The 22,824-nt window shown below is 48.0% G+C and carries 19 protein-coding genes; 8 read left to right on the top strand and 11 right to left on the bottom strand.

Features of this window, described 5'->3' with window-relative positions:
* The first annotated feature begins 430 nt into the window (after positions 1–430).
* A complete protein-coding gene (locus tag ABD892_RS18100) occupies positions 431–949 on the top strand; it encodes a CARD domain-containing protein (RefSeq protein WP_345197397.1) in 519 nt (172 codons plus the stop codon).
* Positions 950–1,179: 230 nt separating this feature from the next.
* Here the strand turns inward: ABD892_RS18100 and ABD892_RS18095 are convergent, their stop codons facing one another.
* Complete coding sequence (locus tag ABD892_RS18095; protein WP_345197396.1) at positions 1,180–2,169, bottom strand: D-cysteine desulfhydrase family protein; 990 nt, start codon at positions 2,167–2,169, stop codon at positions 1,180–1,182.
* Between the two features lie 392 nt (positions 2,170–2,561).
* Between ABD892_RS18095 and ABD892_RS18090 the strand changes: the two genes are divergently transcribed.
* Entirely contained in the window at positions 2,562–2,870 is a 309-nt protein-coding gene (locus ABD892_RS18090; RefSeq protein WP_345197395.1) for a hypothetical protein, read from the top strand.
* A gap of 139 nt (positions 2,871–3,009) precedes the next feature.
* Here ABD892_RS18090 and ABD892_RS18085 read toward each other — a convergent pair whose 3' ends face one another.
* Positions 3,010–3,396, bottom strand: a complete 387-nt coding sequence (locus ABD892_RS18085; RefSeq protein ID WP_345197394.1) for a RidA family protein — start codon at positions 3,394–3,396, stop codon at positions 3,010–3,012.
* 12 nt (positions 3,397–3,408) lie between these two features.
* Positions 3,409–3,945 (bottom strand): hypothetical protein, encoded by a 537-nt coding sequence (locus tag ABD892_RS18080; protein ID WP_345197393.1) that lies wholly within the window; start codon positions 3,943–3,945, stop codon positions 3,409–3,411.
* Between ABD892_RS18080 and ABD892_RS18075 the strand changes: the two genes are divergently transcribed.
* The 4 genes from ABD892_RS18075 to ABD892_RS18060 all read left to right on the top strand — a co-directional run bounded on the left by ABD892_RS18075 (position 3,931) and on the right by ABD892_RS18060 (position 11,330).
* The gene (locus ABD892_RS18075) at positions 3,931–4,080 is read left to right on the top strand and encodes a hypothetical protein (RefSeq protein WP_345197392.1); all 150 of its coding nucleotides are present in this window, start codon (positions 3,931–3,933) and stop codon (positions 4,078–4,080) included. The two genes, ABD892_RS18080 and ABD892_RS18075, sit on opposite strands and share 15 nt — an antisense overlap.
* A 214-nt stretch (positions 4,081–4,294) precedes the next feature.
* A complete protein-coding gene (locus ABD892_RS18070; RefSeq protein WP_345197390.1) occupies positions 4,295–4,537 on the top strand; it encodes a hypothetical protein in 243 nt (80 codons plus the stop codon).
* Positions 4,538–4,716: 179 nt separating this feature from the next.
* Entirely contained in the window at positions 4,717–5,187 is a 471-nt protein-coding gene (locus ABD892_RS18065) for a transposase (protein WP_345197389.1), read from the top strand.
* A gap of 350 nt (positions 5,188–5,537) precedes the next feature.
* The gene (locus tag ABD892_RS18060; RefSeq protein WP_345197388.1) at positions 5,538–11,330 is read left to right on the top strand and encodes a hypothetical protein; all 5,793 of its coding nucleotides are present in this window, start codon (positions 5,538–5,540) and stop codon (positions 11,328–11,330) included.
* Between the two features lie 71 nt (positions 11,331–11,401).
* Here ABD892_RS18060 and ABD892_RS18055 read toward each other — a convergent pair whose 3' ends face one another.
* The 3 genes from ABD892_RS18055 to ABD892_RS18045 all read right to left on the bottom strand — a co-directional run bounded on the left by ABD892_RS18055 (position 11,402) and on the right by ABD892_RS18045 (position 14,516).
* Positions 11,402–11,785 (bottom strand): RidA family protein, encoded by a 384-nt coding sequence (locus ABD892_RS18055; protein WP_345197387.1) that lies wholly within the window; start codon positions 11,783–11,785, stop codon positions 11,402–11,404.
* Positions 11,786–11,858: 73 nt separating this feature from the next.
* Positions 11,859–13,139, bottom strand: coding sequence for an L-cysteine desulfidase family protein (locus ABD892_RS18050; protein ID WP_345197386.1), 1,281 nt, complete (start codon positions 13,137–13,139; stop codon positions 11,859–11,861).
* Positions 13,140–13,217: 78 nt separating this feature from the next.
* The gene (locus tag ABD892_RS18045; RefSeq protein ID WP_345197384.1) at positions 13,218–14,516 is read right to left on the bottom strand and encodes an SLC5/6 family protein; all 1,299 of its coding nucleotides are present in this window, start codon (positions 14,514–14,516) and stop codon (positions 13,218–13,220) included.
* Positions 14,517–14,966: 450 nt separating this feature from the next.
* Between ABD892_RS18045 and ABD892_RS18040 the strand changes: the two genes are divergently transcribed.
* Positions 14,967–15,191, top strand: a complete 225-nt coding sequence (locus ABD892_RS18040) for a hypothetical protein (protein ID WP_211830397.1) — start codon at positions 14,967–14,969, stop codon at positions 15,189–15,191.
* 207 nt (positions 15,192–15,398) lie between these two features.
* On the opposite strand, the gene ABD892_RS18035 is transcribed toward ABD892_RS18040, so the two are convergent.
* The 4 genes from ABD892_RS18035 to ABD892_RS18020 form a co-directional block, all read right to left on the bottom strand.
* Entirely contained in the window at positions 15,399–16,388 is a 990-nt protein-coding gene (locus ABD892_RS18035) for a PfkB family carbohydrate kinase (protein ID WP_211830399.1), read from the bottom strand.
* A gap of 192 nt (positions 16,389–16,580) precedes the next feature.
* The gene (locus tag ABD892_RS18030) at positions 16,581–17,069 is read right to left on the bottom strand and encodes a hypothetical protein (RefSeq protein WP_345197383.1); all 489 of its coding nucleotides are present in this window, start codon (positions 17,067–17,069) and stop codon (positions 16,581–16,583) included.
* Between the two features lie 107 nt (positions 17,070–17,176).
* Positions 17,177–18,025, bottom strand: a complete 849-nt coding sequence (locus tag ABD892_RS18025) for a pentapeptide repeat-containing protein (RefSeq protein WP_345197381.1) — start codon at positions 18,023–18,025, stop codon at positions 17,177–17,179.
* Positions 18,026–18,072: 47 nt separating this feature from the next.
* Positions 18,073–18,996 (bottom strand): LysR family transcriptional regulator, encoded by a 924-nt coding sequence (locus tag ABD892_RS18020; protein WP_211830404.1) that lies wholly within the window; start codon positions 18,994–18,996, stop codon positions 18,073–18,075.
* A gap of 205 nt (positions 18,997–19,201) precedes the next feature.
* On the opposite strand from ABD892_RS18020, the gene ABD892_RS18015 reads away from it, so the two are divergent.
* The gene (locus ABD892_RS18015) at positions 19,202–20,434 is read left to right on the top strand and encodes an OmpP1/FadL family transporter (protein ID WP_345197379.1); all 1,233 of its coding nucleotides are present in this window, start codon (positions 19,202–19,204) and stop codon (positions 20,432–20,434) included.
* Positions 20,435–20,496: 62 nt separating this feature from the next.
* On the opposite strand, the gene ABD892_RS18010 is transcribed toward ABD892_RS18015, so the two are convergent.
* Positions 20,497–22,764 (bottom strand): ankyrin repeat domain-containing protein, encoded by a 2,268-nt coding sequence (locus tag ABD892_RS18010; protein WP_345197378.1) that lies wholly within the window; start codon positions 22,762–22,764, stop codon positions 20,497–20,499.
* Positions 22,765–22,824: the final 60 nt, after the last annotated feature.

Here is a 22,824-nt window from a genome sequence, read left to right as displayed (position 1 = left end):
GCTTAATCCCGACAGATCTTCAGCTGATCAACTTAAGAAAGCGGCTTGAGTTGGGGCGACAACTATGTTGACAAACACCGATTACCACCTAACATAAGCTATTCTCCCGCCCACTGTGTCAGGATAGTTGTCCCGATTACTGATTAACCAATAAAAATCAGACAGTGGGAGGTGTCCATAATTACTGCCTCACATCAGTATATGTTTGTTATTAATGCTAGCGAGCTGGTTATAGACTTTAAAGCTAATAAGTTTTTTATTGTTTTCGTGCGAATAGGATTGATTGCATTTAATGTTGATTTTATGCGGTTGTTATTTATGTTTTGATACTATTTAACTCAAAATTAGTTATTCAATTAGGAGATTGGAAATGGATATACGATATACTGGAGCAGGGCATAAGATACCACCCTCTCTTCAAGGAAAATCTATGACTGACGCTGAGGTGACGCAAATAATTCAAGAGGTTGCTGTAAGCACTGATCAAAATTTAATAAGTCGCTTAGGAAGTGAATACAATAGTAAACACAGAAAGCTATTTTGTGACTATATGATTACAAAGTTAAATGATAGCCTCCCTGATGACCTGCCCAGATATCGATTGATGAAGGATGATAGCCATATACAGGGACAAAGAAGCGAAGATGTAACTTATATTACATTGGATATGAACGATAGTAGTTATAACAATACTGCTAAAAAAAAGCTTCAGAGCAATTATAGTAATCTTTGCGAATTATTATCTAGTAGAAGAGATATTTGCCGAGGGTTGCTAATGGCATGTTATAGTAATGGTTTTATGACCGCAGCCCATAAAGAGGAAATTGAGGCTGAACCAAGTAATTACAAAAAAGCCATCTCGTTGATCAACGCTATTATGGGAAGGCCTGAAGAAGAATCTGGTCCGGTAATAGCTTGGCTAGTTGACAATAAGCATATTGCACCATGATTGATAGTGCTAATAACCATCCCATTTTATGGGATGGTTATATTTGAGTGTTTAGATGTAATGAATATTTAGTTTGACTATGCAAAGCAAATTTATGCCTGAATCAAACTGCCTGCAAAACCTCAAAGCGAAAAAATTATATCTTTGAAATTTAATTCTATACGTGATGTGCGCCTTGTCATGCTCTTACTCAGATCTTATGAAAAGTCACTCATTGCGTAAATAATGTTTCATGTAGATAATGCATAAGCGAACAAGCCAGCTTGCCCTCCAGTATGAATAAACAGAATATTTTGATCTTTCTGGATCTTGTGTTGCCCAATAAGATCCAATAATCCTGCCATTGCCTTGCCGGTATAAACCGGATCAAGCAGCAGTCCTTCAGTTGTAGCAAGGAGCTTGATGGCTTCCAGTGTTTTATCATTTGGCACGCCATAGGAAGGATAGAAATAACTATCCAGACATTGAATGGCGGTATCAGGCAGCGGTTCCAGGTTGAGCAGTGGATAACATTTTTCCAGTACCGCTTTCACTTTCTGCTTTTGGGTTTGCCCATCGGTACTGACATTTATCCCGATAACGGGAATATCTACCTCCGCCAGCGCAAAGCCTGCCAGCAAACCCGCCTGAGTACCGGCGCTGCCGGAACCCACCACAACCGCATCAAAATGCAGATCCATATCACAGGCCTGCTGCACAATTTCCAGCGCACAGTCCACATAGCCCAGCGCACCGATCTCGTTGGAACCGCCGACAGGAATGAGATAGGGCACTTCACCCTGCTCTTTTAAGGTTGCAGCACGGGCGAGCATGTTGCGCATTAATGGCGCATCAGCTTCATGGTGATGGATGGTTGCACCGAGCAGGTTGTCCAGCAGGATATTGCCGTTGTCGTGATAGTTTGCTTCCGGTGTGCCGGGTACTTCTTCCAGAAACAGCTCACATTTCAACCCTGTCCGGGCAGCTGCTGCCGCTGTCTGACGCGCATGGTTAGACTGAAGGCCGCCGGCTGTCAGCAAAACGGTGGCGCCTTTGGCCTGCGCATCGCCCAGCAGGTATTCCAGCTTACGGGTTTTGTTGCCGCCGGTGGCCAGACCCGTGCAGTCATCCCGCTTGATAAACAGCTGATAACCGCCCAGTGCTTCACCCAGGCGTGTCATCGGTTCGATGGGGGTGGGAAAGTGCCCAAGGGAAACCTTGGGAAATGCAGTCAGTGACATGATGCTTCTCACGTTAGACGCCGTTAACAGGATAACGGACAGATGCTCCCTTGGGAGGTTAATACGTAAACAATGACGTTAATCGAAACCTGAATCCGCCGGCTGATGTGCGTCAATAACCCATCCCGGATAACCGGTACATTGCAGGGTTCACCGTTCGCAGTACGATTGTGCAGGATATGACGCGGGTCAAAGATCAAGTTCTGGCCGTTTGAGCCTGTGTCCGAATGAGATTATTTCGTCGTTCAGGCCAAGGACGTTCAGCAACCGGCCGTGGTGAGGCATTCAATCACCTGCTGTTTGAACATTTGGGAGCCTGATGCTCACTGGTAATCCGGGGAAAGGGGGGATACTCTGTTGGCACAATAACAGTAATAAATAAACAGGATGTCATGGCTGACGACTTATACCCCCTGCGTTACCTGCTGGTGACCCATATCACCAATTACCTGGAAAAAAGTAAGCTGACAGTGTCAGAGTTCGCCGCCCGGCTGGGTTTCACGGATGCGCAACTGGCCGATCTCATGGATATGGACCGTCCTTATGAGCTGGATCTCCGAACGATGTCCCGCGCGGCCACGCTGATGGGCATGGTGGTGGAAATCAAGATTCGCCCGCAGTCTAAGGAAGAAGCAAAGCCGGTTAAGGAAACCGTGGTCGATAACATCCCGGAACCCGCCGGTGAAAAAGTCCTGCATTAATGCTGTGGATAAACACACGTTTCGGCAGATGGTTTCTTGTTAAAGAACGTTCGGGCTAATGCCTGTTTTACCTGTCACCCTCTCACCGGTGATGACAGGTAAAACGGTCAGATCATCCGAAAAAAACGCTATTTTTCGGTTATTTACGCAGTGCAATTGCTTCAATTTCAACCAGTGCATCTTTCGGCAGGCGTGCGACTTCAACGCAGGAACGGGCCGGGAAGGGTGCGTCATTCTCTTCAAAGAATGTCTGGTAAACCTCGTTCACAGTACCGAAGGTGTTCAGGTCTTTCACGAAAACGGTCATCTTGAAGATGTTACGTACGGACAGGCCGGATGCTTCAACAATTGCCTGCACGTTTTTCAGTGACTGCAGTGCTTGTGCGGCAACGTCGGCCGGCATATCACCGGTGGCCGGGTCGATAGGCAGCTGGCCGGAGGTGAATACCAGGTTGCCCAGGTCAACGCCCTGTACATAAGGGCCAATGGCGGCGGGGGCTTTTTCAGTAGCGATAGTAGCTGACATCGTTTTTTCCTGTTATTTCGTACTGGCGGCTGAATGTGCCGCCAGTGTGGATTCTATTGCGTTGATTAAGACAGCTGGGTTTGCCTTCGGAGAACGCTTCCAGCCGGTGAAGATGGAGAACATCATCACACCCAGCAATGCCCAGGGATACGGCGCCATAAAGCTGATGGCGGCGCTGGGAATGGCCAGTCCGGAAGAGATCGCAGCCGCTTCGATGGACGTGTACCAGACCATGACGGCAAGGCACCAGGGCATCATGTAGAAGATAGAGCAGACCGCGGCACTCATCAGGTTCGCACGGCGTTCTGGTGAAATGCCGTTCTCTTCACCCAGCGGACGGACCAGCGTCAGATTCATCAGCAACTGGGAAGGCGCGTTGGTACTGACAAACAGGATCAATCCGGCAACGGAGATCTTGAGTGCGGTTAGGTCAAAGTAACTGAAAATGGCGATGCTGATAGGATAACCGGCCGCACAGCCGATCATGATCTTTTTTACCAGCTCGCCGGGTGCCTGGGAGCGAATCTTGAGCCAGTGCAGCACGGACATGGCGAAGGTCACGATAATGACAACCTGCACGGCGGAGGTGGATTGCAGCAGGATAACAAATATGGTTACCCTGATGAGGCCGAAGCAGAAACCGGTGGCAGCCTGGAGTGTGGCTGCGCAGAACGTCGCCAGTAAAAATCCATAATAATCGTCTATTGCCTTGTATTGCTGATGCGAGATGATTATTGGATTGGTATGTGAGTGTCGGCAATTAATAATGTTAGGGCGGCTATAAGACAGTGTTCTTTGTCCGTGACAAAAAATAGCGATATCAAAAATAGTAAGGAGAACTGACGCCCACTACCGGTAAAGTGTATGGTCTCTAACCTCCATACAGCTACCTTGTCGTATGCAAGCAATCAGTTCTCTGGCTTCTGAGCTTAAGCCCCATCTGCCCTGGCATCAATCCCGAATCATCTGTTTTGCTCAGCTGGTTCTCGGCGTTCTACAGGCGCGATCATCAAATCTTGCCCGGATTGCCGAGGAGTTCCAGTCACCGGCATTGACCGACTCCAGCTATAAACGGATCAAGCGTTTTCGTGCTCTGTATGAGTTTTGCTATTTCCAGCTCGGAAGGTTGATCCTGCACTGATTGCCGCAAACGTCTTACACGTTTTGCCTGGACCGAACCAATTGGCTGCACGGCCAGAAGGATATCAATATTCTGGTTCTCTCCATTGCCTGGCAGGGAACCTCTGTGCCGTTACTCTGGGAGTGCCTGTCCAAACGCGGCTGTAGCAATAGCAGGGAACGTATCGCCCTGATGGAACAGTGCCTGAAGCTGCTGCCAGCAGACAAGATCGACTCGACAGGGAGTTTGTTGGTGAACAATGGTTGCGCTGGCTGACAGCACAGAATATTCGTTTTCGTATACGCGTCAAAAATAATACCCGGGTGGTTGGTAACTGTGGGCGCAGCGTTCCGGTGAGTCGATGGTTTACTCATCTGGGCGTCAACTGTCAGGAAACCCGGATGAGCAAACGGATGGTGGGCGACCTGAAGCTGCACCTGGCTGCACACCGGTCTGTCAAAGGAGTGCTCATTGTTGCAAGCCCGGACAGTCCTGAGTGCATGATTGAAGATTACTACTGTCGCTGGGGCATAGAAGTCCTTTTTGCGAACCTGAAAAGTCGGGGTTTTGATCTGGAGAGCACCCATGTCAGCGAACCCGACAGACAGAAGAAACTGCTGGCGGTGCTGGCAATCGCCACACTATGGAGCCTGCGGGTCGGGGAATGGTAATATGGAGACCGTTCAGAATTGCCTCTCAGCCGACATTATCGTCCAGAGAAATTTCTCTTTCGTTTGGGGCTGGATTTAATTCGATGATTATTGAAAAACCAGTGTCTGAACGATAAAGGTGGGATTGCTCAACTATTTACTGTTTTTTCCCCTACATAGCACAGTGTTATATCGAATATTTTAGCAACAATGCATGTTCTGATCTAATTCACAGCGACTCTAATCGTTATAAATAAATATTTCTTTATGTTTGAGATTGTTTGCTGTCAATAGTGTTAATTAAATAATGAAACTTATTGCGTATATTGGTATCAACAGGCAGTGCTTTTTATTTTCAAAGGAGATCGGCTATGGAGTCTTTAGTATCAGGGGCGGCACCAACCTCGATGAAAGTGCATGAGAGTATGATGGAAAGAAGAGAGTCTACTGGTGATTGGAGCGCTTTGTTAAGAGTTGATAAAAAAACATTAGTTCGTTCAAGGTCTTCTCGATCAATTTCTTCAATGCAATCACAATCACAAAGAGCAACGCTAAAAGTAGGTGAACATGAAATAGCTTTACCCCAAAGTATTTGTCCTGAAAAGAATAAGTTACACAGGGAAAAGATTGATGCTATGCAAGCAGCTATTAGCGGAATTATGGAATCTCTGCAATTGGTAGATGATGAATTCAAAAAATCATTTGATTGTCTATGTAAAGTGGTCAGTGTCAAATCATCCTATTATCAGGCTAAAGAAGAGAATGATGATGATAATGATGATGCTGCACGGTTTATAGCAGCCTGCCATGAATTTTTTAATGCAATACAGGAAGAATTAGAAGATGCTGTATCGATTGATGGAAAGAGTGCAGAGCCGGGCGCTCGTCAGAGCGTGCTGGTCAGATGTTCCTCTGAAACAATACAAAGACTGACCGTGCTACTATTTTCTGCACCGGAATTTGCAAATGCAGTTGTACTTAAACAGTATTTTTCGATTTCTTTAACAGAAAAAAACAAAAACTGCGGACAAAAAGCAATCTTTGAAAAACTTGAAGAGTTACAATATCAGAAACTGTTTAAGGCATTGAATCAAAGTGAAGACGTTTTACGGCAGTATGATTTACGTTATCAATCAACAGGAGTGCCAAAAGTTGCAGCTTTATTTAAGGTGTTGGATGTTGATATATCTACTGAAGATAACGAATTTGCAAAGCCCGTAAGGCGATTTGATAAATTTTGTGATAAAGCACAGCGTTTGATGGTGGAAACTGCTAAAAATATGGCTCCTGGTTCTAATGTTACAGATATTCATGAGCTTGGTGACCACTGTGTTGAATTAATTGCTACTACTTCGGCTGTATTGACAGGAGAATTATCCCGTAAAGGATGGTTGTTGGAAGCCGCTGAATTCAGCTACCTCAAAGAAGAGTTTGACGATAAAGTTTGTAGCTTGTTCAGATTCCTGATAAGTGAGATTAGCCCTGATATTCGAGAGCGCATAGGCCCGGATGTAATGGCGCTATTGAGCAGTCTTCCCAGGAAAGTGAAGCAACATATTTCTGGTGAAGTGACCAAGCCAAATATTCGTAAAGCATTTATTGCTATCCAAAAAGAAATGATAAGAGAAATTGTGTGTTGCCTAGACAAACAGGTAATGATGCTTGATGGGCTCTTTAGGCGAAATGGTCAATTCGCCACGAGATTAAGTTTGACAGAGTCTAACCCGGCAGCTGAGCGCGCAGTTGAACATGCTGATCATGCCCCATCTGCAGCCAGAAGATTTAAATGGGATTCTGATAATGCGCGACAGTTGCTGGAGCAGCTGGATGAGATCATTGATTCTGAAGAACACACGTCCCAAACAGCTCTCTTAAAGAAAAAGCTTGCGATAAGAACCACGCTTATTGATGGCATGTCTGACCTTAATGCCACACTTACGATAAAGCTGGAGGGTACAGAACAAACTTACTTATATGATCTTGTTTCTATCAGGGTTGCCAGAGAAGTTGGCCGCCAGTTCAATTTGGGAATTACAAAAAAGAACCTTTCTGCGGATCTGGCAATTAAGCAGGCCTTTGCTACTACGGAGGCTACTTTACCCACGCTGATAGGGGCTGCAGAAAATGAATACATTAACCATATGGTTAAGGGACTTGAACGTTGTGTAAAAGAGGGGCAAAACACTGTCGCCACTTATCGGCCAAGCGCTATGCGGCTAAGAAGTAAACCTCGAGCTGCTGATACAGGCTTGGCAATGGTAAATGTGAACAGTTGCGATGGTAAGACTCTCAGTGAGCGCTTGGACAGAACCCAAAAAATATTAACGATTATAAGAAGTCAGCTGACATTGAAAGAGATTGGTGATGGTGGAAATCAACATCAGGCAAGCCTTCCCTCATCATCTCCTCAAGCAGCATTAAAAGGAGGTCACCCAAAAATTCACGGAATGAGTCTGCAGGATATTAATAAACTGCTGGGATTGGCTAAAGCGGAGCCTTCGCCCTCCATATTAAGGTGTGCGAATGGCATAGTTGATGCTGTTGCTGGCGGCTTAAAGAGTATTTATGCGAATTATCTTGAAACGCCAGAATTCAGTATTGATGAAAGGTACCTTTTACCTGTTGAAAATATCAGGGTAAAAAACTTAACAAGGATGACACCTGAGCATTGCGAAACGCTTAAGCTGTTGTGTCAATGTGCGCTGGAGAAGACATGCATAGTGTTGAAGAGCAAACTTGCCAGTGATCCTGGTGTCGTTTCTACAGTTGATCGTGTTTTGGGAGGTCTTGTTGAAAGTGTTGCTTCCTTTAAGTTAATTAGTAGTATCAATGTTTTTTCATTCTATGAAGAGTTGTTCGATGCAGTCGCTATGTCGACAATGGAAGAACTGCAATTACCCTATTTGGATCTTAAAGAAGCACTCAAGAAACGGCATGATAAGTTAAAAAATCTATTTAATGCTTTTCTTAGAGGAAATTTCCTAAAAGAGAGCCATGAGGCTTGGAATGTCCTCCTCAAAAGATATGAGACAGAGTTTTCGGAGAGGGGATATAAAGAAGTTTTTGATCGAAGGGGGATTAATCTTCCTAAGAATCGCGTGAAGCAACTTCGAGTCATTCTACAGGTAATGTCAACCGAGTTTATTAGTGTTTTCTCTGTTCCATTATCCGGTCATCCGCTCCCGCCGTCCCATGAAATGGTAGCGTTATTTCAGCAACTGATGCCTCTTCGCATTGGGCAAGCATTTCCAGAAAGATCGGTTACTGATTATCGGATTGCCATAGAAGCCTATAACAACTTCCTTACATCAAAAGCTGAGCAATTGTCACACGATAGGATTTCGGAAGTGGATGATCGTACCGCTCAAATTGGAAAATCCCTTGGTAAGACGGCTAAAAAGGCTGAAAAAATGCTGGCAGAAGAGCGTTTGAGGGAATTAATTCTAGAGTGTGTGAAGTTGCAGGGACAGCCTCAACACAAAGCAACAGTGGAGAAATATCAACAGGCGCTGAATAAATTTATCAGTCATGTCAGTAAATCTGAAAAAGCAAAAAATGGTTTCTTCTGGGTTATACATAAAATACAAAATGGTTGTGACCGTTATGCACAGCTTATAACAGGTTTGTTTATTGGAAGCGCAGGCATCAATATGTTTTTCACCGGTAAGGTGACTGGTCTTATGAGAGTCGTGCAGGAGTACGCCGATCGTTTGTTTGTTGCAGGACATCAATTGCAGCCTGAAATCCAGTTACTTCTAAAAGCATTCCAGGAACTGGAGGTTGCATCGCCAGGTATTTTAAATCGTATTCATGATGCCTATGTAACACTATCAGCAAATGCGACTGAAGCAGCGGAAACCTGTAGTAATACTATCTATAAACTTTTGGCTCCCACTAGTGCGGTTAATGCAACAACTATTGCTAATGCAAGCAATACGGCTTTGGCATTATTAGAGGATGTTGGCCAAAATTCAGTCGGTTTGCTTGGTGCATTACGTTATGAAATTCTGGATGGTTGTCCTGCCGGTGGGCTTGACTCCTTCCCTACGGATACATTCATCAACTGGGGTAACGGCTTAACCTCATTCTTCAGTATTTTTACAGGCGCCCTGGCTTGTACCACTGGATGGGTTCCGGAGACCAAGCAGTATGTTGCCAATGCTAAACGTTTCTTTACGTTGCCAAATGCCTATCAGGAACTGTCTCCTCATGTATGTGAAGATCTTTTGGAGGTTGCAGCTAAGCGCTTACCCGGTGCGCGACTGCCTTCTGGTGCTGTAATGGGCGGTATTTATCATCCAACAACATTTCTGGAAAAGGCCCTTGATACTATTGAAGCGGCATTTCATAAGAAGATTAAGTATGAAGATACATGCTCAAAAGCTAATTTCATGAGTAAAGTGCTTTGGTTGGTCAGATATCTGACAATTGGGCCTGCATCCCATACGATGCCTCCACGTCCTCATGGTATTGACCATTTGCTTGAAATGCTTGAGAACGAATCAGAAGACCGAATGATAAAAACACTGATTCGCATGTTGATATATAACAGCATGAAAGAGCTGATGGATGTGTTCAGTACTAAGGAAGCAACGCTTATTTTACTGATTGCTATCAAAGAAACCGATATACATGTTGCAGCCAATGAGAAAGCGGCTATAGCAAGGTTTATGACATTGCGTAGCTATTTCTCGAAGATATTGAGCATACGTCTGTCCAAGCCATTCAAGCCTGATGAATCTGTAGTGAATATGCTGAGGGATGTATTGGGGCATGAAATGACGGATAACCTGGTGGGTCCGGAAGAATTGGCTATTTCAAGGGTTGAAAAAAGCCGTCAAACCCTAAATGCTTCTCGGTTGTATCGTTTGGCCGGTGGGGTTACCGTCCTCGGCACGTATGTTGGTTTTGGTTTGAATTTAGCCTGGTACACGATTACACCTTACAATCAGGCACATGCTCTTGTTTATTCGGGTCTCGAGTCGCCTTTAGGGGATGAGGCACTAGAAAAGGCAATCTTAAAGAAAGCACAGAAAACAATGAGCCGCGAATATGATCCTCTGAACTTGGATCCGTCAACGAAGTTCTGGCACACCATGTATGCTGCAAGAGGTTATAGTGACGCATTTAAGGTCGAGCAAACGCTTTTCCACCTTGGTTTAAAAGAAGCGTGTGTCTGGTCAATGCTATTGAATAGCAGAGGACATGAACGCTCTATTCTTATGAATGCCACTAACTATGAAATTAACGGTATTACCTATTTGTCAGCTTTAAAGGAGCTGACAGGTATTCTCTCTCGCGGAGCAACGTTATCGGGTGATGAAACCTTTAGAACTGGAGCCAGTGCCATTGATAAAGTTGATTCCATTCTCGTGGAATATGGGTACCCCTTAATTGCTAGCAAAGAACTACGTTCACCACAAATGCTGATAAATACACTTAAGGATTTGATTGAGGATGTTATTACAGCATCATCGGGTGATATTGAAGAAATTATGGAAGCTGTTGATTACCTCGTCCGTAAACTTTCATCGATCGGTATAAACTGTCTGGAATTGGCAACAGAGATTCTTGAGGGAGCAGTTCAAGATCAACTTGCTGTCTTCAAAGGTGAGGTATCTCGTGAGCCGCTTCCAGATGTGCAGGATAAAACCGCAAGGAATATGGAAGGGCAATATCAGAAGTTGCTGTTGCAATTCAATAAACAGTTGCAGAGCAAACTTGTTGCGTACGGTAAGCCTGTAGATAGTGAGTTTGAAGCGCATATGGAAGAAATTGAAAAAGAGCTTGATGTCTTCCGATCACCGGACTTTGATCCTTTCAGGCCGGAAAACTTCTTGTTTGCTATGACGATGCTGGAGGGTATTCTGCCAGACGAGGATGCGGCAGATTGGGTTGCTCATTCCCTTCTCCATCAAGTGAGGCATAGAACGCCTGGAGAAACTCAGCAAAAGAGGGTTAGGGATCTTGAGGCTGTATCTGCAATGAGGAATCGACAAGTGATAGAGCATGGCGAAGACATGGCTGAGGTATCATCAGGCAGTGAAGTCGATCGACCTTCTGATACCATGTTAAAATCCAGTGCCCATGGTCAACTTCAGCCTGAAATTGTTGTTGAGCCTGCGTCTCAGTCAGTTTCAGCAAGGGGGATCTCACGAGTTTGATCGTGCGTAGTGTAAAAAACTCTTAATTATAATATTGAGCCACCCGGCATTGTCTGGTGGCTTTTTTCTTATTAACGCAATGCGATAGCTTCAATTTCCACCAGGGCATCCTTGGGTAGACGTGCGACTTCCACGCAGGAGCGGGCAGGGTAGCCAGCGTTATTATCATCAAAGAACTTCTGGTAAACCTCGTTCACGGTAGCGAAGGTGTTCAAGTCTTTCACGAATACGGTCATCTTGAAGATGTTGCTGACAGAGAGACCGGCCGCTTCAACAATGGCTTTCACGTTGTTGAGGGATTGCAGGGCCTGGGCTGCGACATCGGCAGGCATTTCACCGGTTGCAGGGTCAATGGGTAGCTGGCCGGATGTGAACACCATGGCGCCGGTATCTACAGCCTGAACGTAAGGGCCGATGGCAGCAGGTGCTGCTGTAGTGTTGATGGCTTCTGACATCCTCTTTCTCCTTTCAGAAACAGATGACGACAGCGGCGATTGAACCACTGCCGTATGAACGTGTGAGGTTGGTTTACTTAGCTGTCATGATCTTCAGGATCATGCGGTCGGTTTCCTTCATGCCCTGGTTGCCAAGCATGCCGAGGTTGGCGATGGTCTTTTCCACATCTTCCTCGATGATGCCTTCGTGGCGGGTGACCCGGATATTGTCCATGGCCAGCAGGGCGGCTTTCACGGCGGCATTGGCGGCGGTGGAGACTTTCAGGGAGCAGCTGGTCTTGGCGCCGTCGCAGAAGATACCGGTGATATCGCCCACCATGTTGAAGATGGCGCACTGGATCTGTTCCTGGTCACCGCCCAGCAGCCAGGTGATAGCCGCACTGGCGCCTGTGCCGGCAGTGGTGGCGCCGCACAGGGCGGACAGGGTATCCAGATGGCTCTTGATGTGGATGGCGGTCAGGTGGCTGAGGATCAACGCGCGGGCCAGGGTTTCTTCGCTGGCATTGAGGCGTTCGGCCACAGCAACCACCGGCATGGTGGCGGCGATGCCCTGGTTGCCACTGCCTGAGTTGCTCATGGCGGGCAGCATGACGCCGTCCATGCGGGCGTCAGACGCCGCAGAAGAGCGCATCATCGCCAGCACGGCCAGGTCTTCTGACAGGTAGCCGCGGGTGATGTTTTTCTTCAGGGTCTTGCCGACTTTCAGGCCGTAGTCGCCTTCCAGGCCTTCGGCAGAAATGGACTTGTTCAGGCGGGCGGATTCCAGGATGAAACGAATCCGGTCGAACGGCGCCTGGGTGGCGAATTCGTAGATATCGGCAACGGTGAGCTGAACCGGTGCAGCTTCTTCTTTGGTGGCAACGGTATCACTGTTCGCCTCGAAAACCGGCTTGCCGTTCAATTCTTTCAGAACCACCTGGGTATGGTGATCCTTGATGATGACACGGGCGTTGTCATCACCGGCGCAAACCTGCACTTCGGTGTAGAGAACGTTGGGCACGTCCTTGATGGCGACGGAAACATGGCCCGCTTCCACCATCAGCTTGGCCTTGCTGACGTGTTCGCTGGTGATGTCTTTCAATACTTCCAGACCTGCGTCCGGGTCACCGCCGATAGCACCGACGGCCGCGGCGATCGGCAGGCCGACCATACCGGTACCCGGTACACCCACGCCCATTCCGTTTTTCATCAAGTTGCCGCTGACCAGCACGGTGAGCTGTTCTGGGGTGCGGTTCAGCAGTTCCACGGCTAGTGCGGTGGCGTAGGCGGTGGAGATGGGTTCGGTACAGCCCAGGGATGGGACGACTTTGTCATTGATGATGCGGATGTATTGTTCCCACTCAGGACGCCACATGGGTAAATTCCTCGTCAATCTGTCGGGCAGCGTTTGGGCTGCCCTTTGTTTTGTTCAATCGTTGGATCGCGGTGTCGCTTAGCCGATAAAGGCCAGCAGCGGAGAGATCACCAGCAGTATGCCCACGACGATAATGATGTTGGTGGCCAGGCCGCGGTACTTGGCCAGGCGCGGAATCTTGTGCACTAGGTAAGCCGGGATCAGGCAGCCCACCAGGCCGAAGATCGGGCTGCACAGGGAGGTGAAGTACAGAATCGGAATGTTGGTTACCACCGCTGCCCAGGAAATCAGGATGATAAAGGCGGTCACCCCTTTCTTGATCGTGCCCTGATTGATCTGTTCGTCGGTGTAGCGGCGGCGCAGCGTGTTCATCACGATACCGGTGCAGGCTTCACGGAACGCGAGGAAGATCGCCAGGAAGGAGGTCGCGACCGCGAAGATATTGATCATGATGCCGAGGCCGTTGGTCACGGAGCCGGACATGTATTGTGCAATGATCGCCAGTGAAGAGATGTTCTGGTTGAACGCATCCACCGCCTGCACCTGGCTGATGGTCAGGGTAAAGGAGATGGCATAGAAGAACACGATACAGAACAGCAGGGCAAAGGCGACTTTCATGGCGCGCAGTGAACGGAATCGCGCCTCTTCTACATTCTGGCTATGTTCCCGGAACGCGATGGTCATCGGGCTCAGGGACTGGATGAACAGGATGGAGGTCAGCGTAAACGGCAACGTGATGATGGCGTTCTTGAACAGCTCACCGGATGGCGGAGCGGCGCTGACATTGGACATGTCCCAGTGCGGTACCATGAACGCACCCAGCACCAGAACAGTGGCCAGTACCGACATCGCCATGAAACCGGAAATACGGAACAGGATCTTTTCACTGTAGGAGGCCAGGAACACCATACCGGCGATCAGGCACAGGCTGTACAGCGGACTCTCGGACAGCAGGGTTTCCGTCACACCAAAGGTGCGCAGGTAAGAGGCGCTGTCATTGGTAATGGCTAGGCTGTAAACAAACACCCAGATCACCAGCATGATGAAATACAGGATGCCCAGCGCCATGCCCCAGTTCTTGCCCAGGTATTCGGTGATGATGCTGGTGTAATCCTTACAGCTGTCGGACTCCGCCAGCGTGTTGATCAACAGCTTCTGGAACATGTACATGGCCGGATAACCAATCAGGGAAGACAGCAGGAATACCCAGATCCCCATCATGCCCACCTGTACCGGCAGGAACACAATACCGGCGCCGATGGCCATGCCGATACTCATCACAACCCAGCCCCAGTCGAGCTGGCCAAAGGCCACTTTCTGGCTAGCCTTTACCCCTGTCCCCGTCGTCGGAGCAGCTACAGCAGCATTAACGGTCATTACATTCACTCCCGGGCCGACTTCCGTTCCCCCGTCAGTCGGCGTTGGTCTTCAAAAGAGTAAACAAATGTTTTCTCGACAAACTTTTGTTGGTGGTGCGTATCCTAGGGATAACCGGTTCGGGGCTTATTGACGCTTATCAACAAAGACCATTGAATTGTGAAGGATATTTAGAGGAGTAGTGAAATCACTTGTCTCGTCTATTTTTGTCAGATAAAAAGGTCGAAAATGAAACTTTAAGGCAGACGATAATTTGTCATAATGATGAAAAATAAGGTGTTTTAAAGAAATAAGTCAGTGTGTTTCAGAATCAGTCATTCAGTGGCCTGGAAGGAATGTCATCGAGCGTGACTTGATGTTCAGAACGCATGGCCTAGGCTTGGTGCCTGATATGGTGAGGCGTGGTGATGGCAAAGGGCCTGTTCAACGAGCTGAAGAGAATCAGCATTGATGAAGAGCTGGCCGCGAAGGCTGGATCCGGACTATAACGCCAGCAAGAAAGATATTCTTGCCATGCAGGAAGCCATCATGCAGGTACAGATGAAAACGGATAACCGCTATCACGAATTGAATAATAAGATAGAGGCCGTTAAATCAGAGATGCACAGAGAATTTGCAGGTATTAGAACAGAAATGGCGGCGATAAGGACGGATATTGCCAGTATGAACCGCTAATACCTGATTACCTTCGGTGGCTGATCACCATGATCTTGGCGGTATTCTTGGTCAACGTCTATTTCCACCTCTGACGGTTTTTACCGATTTGACAAGCGCCCCCCTGATTTTGAAGACATTTGTTGGGTGTGACGGGAAATTGTCTGTTTCTAACGGCTGGACTCCCTGATTTTAAAATCAGGGAGTTGAATGGTGGGACGCTATCCATTACCCCGTAAAGAGGGTTTCACCGATCTCAAGGTACTGATGGATGGTGGCAGCAATCAGCCCTGTGCTGTCGCCTGCCTGATGCTGTGAATGTTGTAACTGAATAGTGAGAGGCCTGTCACCCTGTGCATCCAGTATCAGTGGTGTGGTGTCTGGCTGTATGAGGCAGACAGCCCCGCAGCCGCGGGCAAGGACAGTCTTTGCCGCAGCTATCATCGTCTCCTTTGTGACGGGTTCTGCAATCAACTCTTCCAGCTGTGGCAGGGTCAGCAATAGCAGTTTGATGCCCTGCAACTCGTATGGCAGTCGTCGTGTTTTAGACACAGAGGAGGGCGCCATGAATAAGTCGATATGTTCTTCCCGACAGTGGCGAATAATGTAGCTGATGGCTTCTTCCGGTAAATCACTGTCCATGAAGACCAGGCGGGAGTTGGCAATATGGGGCCAGCGGCTTTTCAAGTGACCAAAGGTGACATGGTTGTAGATATCCATATCATTCAGCGTCATGAGTCGTTTTCCGCCCCGTTCAATAATCCGGGTGCGGGAGCCGCTTTGCATTTGTTTCAGAATGATGCACTGATCTGCCTGAATACCGATTTTCCGGGCATCTTCCAGCAGCCAGTCGCCTTTGTAATCGTCGCCGACCCAGGCAATCAGAGATGTCTGGTTGCCCAGGTTAACAAGATGTTCAACAACCAGTCGCGCCATACCGTCGGCGGTATACGAGGTTCTGGCATTGGCGGTGTGCTCATTGTCCATCGCGCCAAAAATCGACAGGGTACGATTCAGGGTCAGTGCACCAATACCGGTAATGCGTTTTTGTACGGGGAGGACATAGGCGCGGCCAAGTATCTGCCCTTTGCGGGTTAACTGGGAAATGTAGCCTGCTACGGCAGAGCGGGACAGTTCCAGTTTTTCTGCCAGCTCTTTCTGGGAGATCGCCGGGTTTTGTTGGATGAGATCCAGGACGCGTTGTTCATTGCTTTTCATGGAGACGGCAGATTCCTGAATACAGCCGGAGGGTAGTCGTCAGTCGGGGCGTAACCTTAGCGGTTTCTGTTTTCAGGATAAAGCCTGAGTATGAATTTGGCAGGTTGTGGATGGAGACTGACAAACGACATTAGTAGTCTGTCAGTCTTTGGCAACCGAAATTAGCTGAAAAAAATTGGGGAGAACGAACTATTACCACCCCTGTTGGGAAAGATGTGATGACATATCTCTAATTGAGACAGCATTAATATCCTCGGCATCTATTTCATTAATGCTTTCGGCGCGAAGCAGAATCATACCGGTGTTACTGCTGTCTTGTATTGGACTGAATAATTGCAATTTTCCGTAAACATCTATGCGTTTATAAGGAATGATATCTCGACTGTATAAAAGGATTTTAGGGGCGCCAGTAATACCTGTAATCGTGGGAGTGAATACATATTTATAATGGATATGTACGACGCCATCATCATACCATGGGCGCTCTGGGGCAGGTAAAGACTCTGGCCATGGCTCAACACTTCCTCTCATTAATACTGTTCTGTCACCCGTTTGTCTGATGATTGCTGACAGGAAATCATTAAATGACTCTAGACGTATAAGATCAGGATCCTTAGAAGCATAAACTGGGATACTGTTTATTAAAAAAAACAGACTTACGACATATAGCAAGCGTCTCATGTCTTTTATTCCTCAAAATAATTATGCTTAAAACCGGGCAGTTTGCCCGGGAGAAAAGTATAGACAGTGATGGTAAATAAACGTCATAAAACGTTAGTTGATTATGGTTAGTCAGGAAATATGATTAACCCTAATGATTCCAGCAGGGACTGTTGTTGCCATTCTAGAATTTTCACGCCCTGTAGATTGACCTGACGAAGATCCAGACCATGCAGTTCTGTATTGCGTAGGTCTGCACTCGCTAAACTGAGCCCATGGCAATGTTCAAATGACATTGTCCCACCACAGAGGTTGGCTCCCTCAAGGTTGGCGTTGGTGAAGTTGACGCCAATCCAGCGATTGTTTGGTAGTTCACACTTATCCAGTACAACGCCCTCAAAGTCACTGTAGGCTAGGTTTGTATTGGTGATAGTGGCGAGTGCGATGGCTGTTTTCCGGCTCAGCATACGACTGAAAGAAGCTAGGCTGAAATCGCAGCCCTGGGCTCGGCAGTGATCAATTTCGATGCCATAGGCATCGGCTCGGCTGAATGAACAGAAGGACAGGTCACACTCGGTGAACTGTGCCTCTTTCAGGTTACAGAAACTGAAGTCACATCGCTGGTGCTCATCCCCATGGTAAAACGTGCAGTGCTCAAAGCGGCTGGCTGTCAGGTCAGCACTGCGAAACCGGCAATGTTCAAAATGACAATGGGTGGCGTGTAGCCCTTCCAGTTCCGCACCCGTGAAATCCACATTCCGGAACGTGCAGTGGCTCAGATTCAGGTCACTGGCGCGGACGGATTGCCAGTGGGTTCTGGACAGATCCTGGTGAGTGATACAACAACCGGGTGTGATATCACCATGGAACGTTTGTGGAGGCTGAGAGTCCGTTACGGGTTCAACACCCTTTGTTTTTTGGTTTTTTATGCGTTCTCGTAACGTGTTAAGTCGTATTTCCAGCTCATTGTCATTCATGAGGCATTTATCTCATCGATTCATTGTGTGGTGGTCATGCCCTGCCACTAGCGCAATGAAAGGCAATGGTCGTATATGACCTGTCGGAACCAGCACTGTGCTGGATCTTTATGTTGCAGTCGATGCCAGGTCAACAGATAGTTCAGCTGCATGAAGGTGACACCTTCAGGCAATTCCAGTAACACCAGGTTGTGGCGACGGGCCAGAACCTTCGACATTTCCCGGGTGCCAATCATCAGGGCCTGGTTACTGGCGGCCACTTCAAGGCCCAGCTGGATATCGCTGGTTTCAAGGATGATCGTTCTGGCAAGTCCTTTACGCGCCAGCTCACGATCAAAACGTCCCATTTCAGAAAACTCGGCGATGTCGACCTTTACATGGGGCACTGAAAGTAATTCTGCCATGGTCAGAGCCGTTTGGCTGGCCAGCGGGTGATCATGGCTGACCATGCCGACGGGCGTTGCCGGACACAGTGTTCGCTGGTAAAGGTCAGGTCTATCCTGGGCGACAAAGTTGATCGCCAGATCCAACCGGCCGGAGGCCATGTCGCGAATGCTGTCGTTATTCCAGGGGTGCAGGCCCAATCGAACCTGTGGGGCTACCCGGCGAAGCCAGGCCAGCAGGTCCGGGATCAGCTGGACAGCGATGTGATCCATGGCGCTGAGGGTGAAGTGACGCTTGCATTGTGCCGGATCAAAGGCTGCCGGATGCACCAACAGTGAAAGTTGTTTTAACAGGGTGGCCAGGTCGCTCTGTAATGCCAGCGCGCGGGCGGTGGGCTGCAAACCATGGGGACGGCGGATAAAGAGTTCGTCCTGAAAATGTTCGCGCAGGCGTTGTAGTGAGCGGCTGATGGCGGACTGACTGAGATTCAGGTGTCTGGCCGCGCGGCTGACACTGCACTCTTGGAGCAGAACATGCAGGTGAACCAGCAGGTTCAGGTCATAGCGTCGGAGTTCTTCGATATCCATGGGGTGGCCAGCGGTACAGTGGGGCGCAAGTATAGGTAAATTTGTTTTTGTGCGTGATATGCATAAAACGCAAATCTGGTAGCTGGATAAATCAATAGGAAGCAAACCGCTATCTGGGTAGAGTGCCTGCATTTTGTAAGTATCCTGTCATCGGCAGCAAGACCGAACAGGAACACACCCACACATACCAAAGATAATTTCCTATATGTCACGCACCCCCCGTTTTACCCGTACATCGTTGTCCGTCGCGGTACTGGCGGCACTTCCCATGCTGGCCAATGCGGCCGGTTTCCAGGTGAATGAGCACAGTGCTGCAGGCCTGGGACGCGCCTTCGCCGGTGAAGCGGCGATTGCTGACGATGCCTCTGTGATTGCACGGAATGCCGCTGGCATGTCCTTGCTGGACAGCCAGGTGTTTACGGCTGCGGTCAGCTACATCAAGCCGGAAGTGGATGTTGAGCTGGAAGGCCGTGGCACGGCGAAGAATGTCGCCGATGAAGCGGTTGTCCCAACGTTCTATTATGTCCGCCCTATCGATGAGCGTTGGACTGTGGGTATCGGTGGTTTCAGTAACTTCGGTCTGGCGACGCACTATGGCAATGCGTCTGGTATTACGCCGGCTGCGGATGAAACTGAGTTGACAACCTATAACCTGAATCCGTCTGTTGCCTACCGGGTGAATGATGACCTGAGCGTTGGGTTTGGCGTGAACTTTGTCTATGCGGATGCGACGCTGACCTCTTCATCAGCGACACCGATTCCAGGCTTTCTGCCAAATGGTGGTGATATCTCAAAGCTGACAGGCGATGACTGGGGTTATGGTTGGAACGCCGGCATTCTCTGGCAGGCAACGGATGCGACCCGAGTTGGTTTGAGCTACCGCTCCGAGGTCAAACTGAAGCTGGAAGGCAAGGTATCCACTGATACGGTCATGCCTTGGAACAGCAAAGGATCTGTTGATCTCACACTGCCTTCTATCGCTGAGTTGTCTGTGCATCATCAGCTCAATGACAAGCTTGCCGTTCACGCCAGCGCCGTACACACCGGCTGGTCCAGTTTTGATGAGCTGGCAACCGACCTTGATAATGGTCAGAACTTCCCAACGGTTAAGGAAGAGTGGAAAGAAAGCTGGCGCTATGCGGTGGGTATGACCTACCAGTACAACGACCAGTGGACATGGCGTACCGGTATTGCCAAAGATAACAGCCCGGTTCGTAACGAGCACCGGACGTTCCGAATTCCTGATGCTGACCGTATCTGGGTAAGCGTTGGTGGTAGCTACAAGCTTGATAAAGCGCAGAGCGTTGATTTCGGTTATGCCTATCTGCAGGGCAAGAAAGTGGATATTGATGAAGACTTCATGGGCAGCTCTATGAAGGCTGAAGTTAAATCCGCAGACGTTCATATCCTGAGCCTGCAGTACAACTACCGCTTCTGATTGATCTGACTAAAAACGACCCAGGCTGGGTATAACAACATCCAGCCTGAGTCATCGCTCCTTTATCCTGCTATTTTCTTGGTTTTAGAAGCGGGAGTCTCTGTGCTTGCCTTCCTCTTCCTGCCTTTCTGAATGGCAGGCTGTGAGGTTTCCGGTTCTTTCGTTTGTAGTGCCACCAACCGTGTCGATCGTCGTTCTGTTTGCTGATATTGGAGACTATCAAATCCCGTCTTTGCACGGGGAACTGTTTCACTACCAGAGGGGGGAGTGTGCTTCGTCGTTGTATCAATCGGCGTGGGCGATTCTGGTGAAGCCGGCACCTGTGTTCTTTCAACGGAAGGTACCCACATTGACGTTTCGGCGGTTGCATGAGGATCATCTCCCGTTTCCAGCTGTTCTGAATAGCTGACCATTTCTTTTTTCATTTCAGTTGCAGGGGATGGCACTGCTGTCTGAACTGGTGGTAATGAGATTTCAGGCGTGATGTGAGCGTCTCCCTCAGGGCTTTCAGTTATCTGGGCGTGTTCTGGTTCGATCAGATAATCTATGTCGGCGTTAAATGGATGAGCGGTTCCGAAGGTCGACCGGGATGCGGATAAAATAAAATCGAAGTCCAGCATAGCCTCCGCATCTTCTGTTTCCGTAAAAACGATCGGTGCTGGTGGTTGCTCTGTAGATGCCAAGAATTGTTGGTGTCTTCTGATGCTCAGCTGCTCTTCGAGTAATTGCTTTAATTCGGCATTGCCTGTTTGTGTGATGCATTCACTGATATTGGGAATGGATGTCTTGGCGGCAATCATCGTGAGAATGTCACGGCTTTCAGGAAAGGGTAGATAAATTGCGAGACCAAGGGCGGTTTGATTATCCTGATTTGTCACATTGGGGTCAGCACCGTGTTCTAATAATAGGGCGACTATCTTCCAATGGTGCTTATATGGCTGGGAGAGCGCTTTATGGAGGGCTGTTTGTTGGATCCATTGGCCAGACTTCAGTCTATTGGACTTTTTATTGATCTGATCTCTTAATTCTTCCTGTGTGAATTTTCCTGATGATTTTAAGGCCTCTATTAATAATTTCAGGATTTCATAGTTACTTACTCCACATTTTTCATCTGTGATGATCAATGCATGATGAAATGAGGTTGAGGAACCTTCAAGGTTAATATCTGCGCCAGCATGTATAAGAGGATTAAATAAATCGGTTAACCCCACCGAGGCAGCGCAATTTAACGCAGTATCACCGTCTGCATCAGCATGATTGATTAATTCTTTTGCTTTTTCAGGATATGTCTCAGAAAATCGTGCCAGATCTGGCATAGCCTTTTCCAGAAAAGGGATAATATTTTTTTTGAATTGTTTTAATGCTGGTGCATCCGTGGGGCTCACAAGATCATGATAATGAACGATGGCATCAATCAATGGCGTTGATTCATCACTTCCTGGCCGGAGATAGAAAGGGATCTTTAGGAAAGGTTCAGGAGGTTCTGCCAGAGGTAGCGCTGTAACGGCAGGTAAGCGCGTAGGCTCATCTATTAAGGCGGTAAAATCAGGCGTGTCGGTATGGGGTGGCAGCATTTCCTGTGAAGTGCGATAGGATTCGATAAAGGGGCCTATCGGGGGAGTTTGTTCTATGACTGAATGTTGCTGCCTCAACGCCAGGTTCACCGGGCCTGCAGTCTCAGATTCTCTGACAGCCGTTGCTGATGGTGCCCTTGAAGGATATCGTTGTACAGCAAGGTAGGGGCCGAATCGGGGAAGCTGTCGTTCAGGGGCATAGTAGGTAGAAAGTCCGATAACAGGATTAGCCGCAACGGGTTCTCTGATAGGCGTTGTTAAAGCGCGTGGATCAGGGACAACAGTGGCAGGCATGAATGTTTGAGCTGCCAAGCCGGACAGGTATTGAAGACGTATACTGGCAGGAAATGATGATGAAGCAGCTGCCTGTTGTCTTAAAGGTGTTAACGTATCGGTTTGTTGCGGGGGCATGCTTTCTATTTTCGGCCGTATAGATTGGAAAAAAATTTGCGAGCGTGGCTGCAATAACGTTATTGCTGTTGACGTTGTTGCTTGTTTCTCATGCTCTCTATCATCAGGCGATAAAGTCTCTGCAGGTTTCAGAGGGATGGGCTCGATTGCTGTTGTACGGTGTTGCGTGTGAGGCTTAGCAGTTGGTTTGTATATTTCAGCATATAAATTACGGATGCTTTCATATATTGGTATATATTTTCGCGTTATCGTACGTAGATAATTAGCAATCGTTGTCTGTTTTGTTTTAATGATCAGGGTCTTTAAAAAAACATGCCATTCTTCTTCCTGATTACCACCTAACATAAGCCATTCTCCCGTCTAAACTTACGACACTGGTTTTCCTTGGGTTAGGAGACGTGTCAT

This window comes from Kistimonas scapharcae (genome assembly GCF_039540975.1).
Lineage (GTDB): Bacteria > Pseudomonadota > Gammaproteobacteria > Pseudomonadales > Endozoicomonadaceae > Kistimonas > Kistimonas scapharcae.
Note: the sequence above shows the minus strand (reverse complement) of the source record. Positions and strands in the feature narration are given on the sequence as shown.

Excerpts from the sequence above, each read along its gene's own strand:
- ABD892_RS18030 (WP_345197383.1), bottom strand. The coding sequence starts at position 17,069 with ATGAGACGCTTGCTATATGTCGTAAGTCTGTTTTTTTTAATAAACAGT.
- ABD892_RS18010 (WP_345197378.1), bottom strand. The coding sequence starts at position 22,764 with ATGTTAGGTGGTAATCAGGAAGAAGAATGGCATGTTTTTTTAAAGACC.
- ABD892_RS18035 (WP_211830399.1), bottom strand. The coding sequence starts at position 16,388 with ATGAAAAGCAATGAACAACGCGTCCTGGATCTCATCCAACAAAACCCG.
- ABD892_RS18025 (WP_345197381.1), bottom strand. The coding sequence starts at position 18,025 with ATGAATGACAATGAGCTGGAAATACGACTTAACACGTTACGAGAACGC.
- ABD892_RS18080 (WP_345197393.1), bottom strand. The coding sequence starts at position 3,945 with ATGTCCGTGCTGCACTGGCTCAAGATTCGCTCCCAGGCACCCGGCGAG.
- ABD892_RS18040 (WP_211830397.1), top strand. The coding sequence starts at position 14,967 with ATGAAGAGCTGGCCGCGAAGGCTGGATCCGGACTATAACGCCAGCAAG.
- ABD892_RS18095 (WP_345197396.1), bottom strand. The coding sequence starts at position 2,169 with ATGTCACTGACTGCATTTCCCAAGGTTTCCCTTGGGCACTTTCCCACC.
- ABD892_RS18020 (WP_211830404.1), bottom strand. The coding sequence starts at position 18,996 with ATGGATATCGAAGAACTCCGACGCTATGACCTGAACCTGCTGGTTCAC.
- ABD892_RS18015 (WP_345197379.1), top strand. The coding sequence starts at position 19,202 with ATGTCACGCACCCCCCGTTTTACCCGTACATCGTTGTCCGTCGCGGTA.
- ABD892_RS18060 (WP_345197388.1), top strand. The coding sequence starts at position 5,538 with ATGGAGTCTTTAGTATCAGGGGCGGCACCAACCTCGATGAAAGTGCAT.
- ABD892_RS18090 (WP_345197395.1), top strand. The coding sequence starts at position 2,562 with ATGGCTGACGACTTATACCCCCTGCGTTACCTGCTGGTGACCCATATC.
- ABD892_RS18100 (WP_345197397.1), top strand. The coding sequence starts at position 431 with ATGACTGACGCTGAGGTGACGCAAATAATTCAAGAGGTTGCTGTAAGC.
- ABD892_RS18085 (WP_345197394.1), bottom strand. The coding sequence starts at position 3,396 with ATGTCAGCTACTATCGCTACTGAAAAAGCCCCCGCCGCCATTGGCCCT.
- ABD892_RS18070 (WP_345197390.1), top strand. The coding sequence starts at position 4,295 with ATGCAAGCAATCAGTTCTCTGGCTTCTGAGCTTAAGCCCCATCTGCCC.
- ABD892_RS18055 (WP_345197387.1), bottom strand. The coding sequence starts at position 11,785 with ATGTCAGAAGCCATCAACACTACAGCAGCACCTGCTGCCATCGGCCCT.
- ABD892_RS18045 (WP_345197384.1), bottom strand. The coding sequence starts at position 14,516 with ATGACCGTTAATGCTGCTGTAGCTGCTCCGACGACGGGGACAGGGGTA.
- ABD892_RS18050 (WP_345197386.1), bottom strand. The coding sequence starts at position 13,139 with ATGTGGCGTCCTGAGTGGGAACAATACATCCGCATCATCAATGACAAA.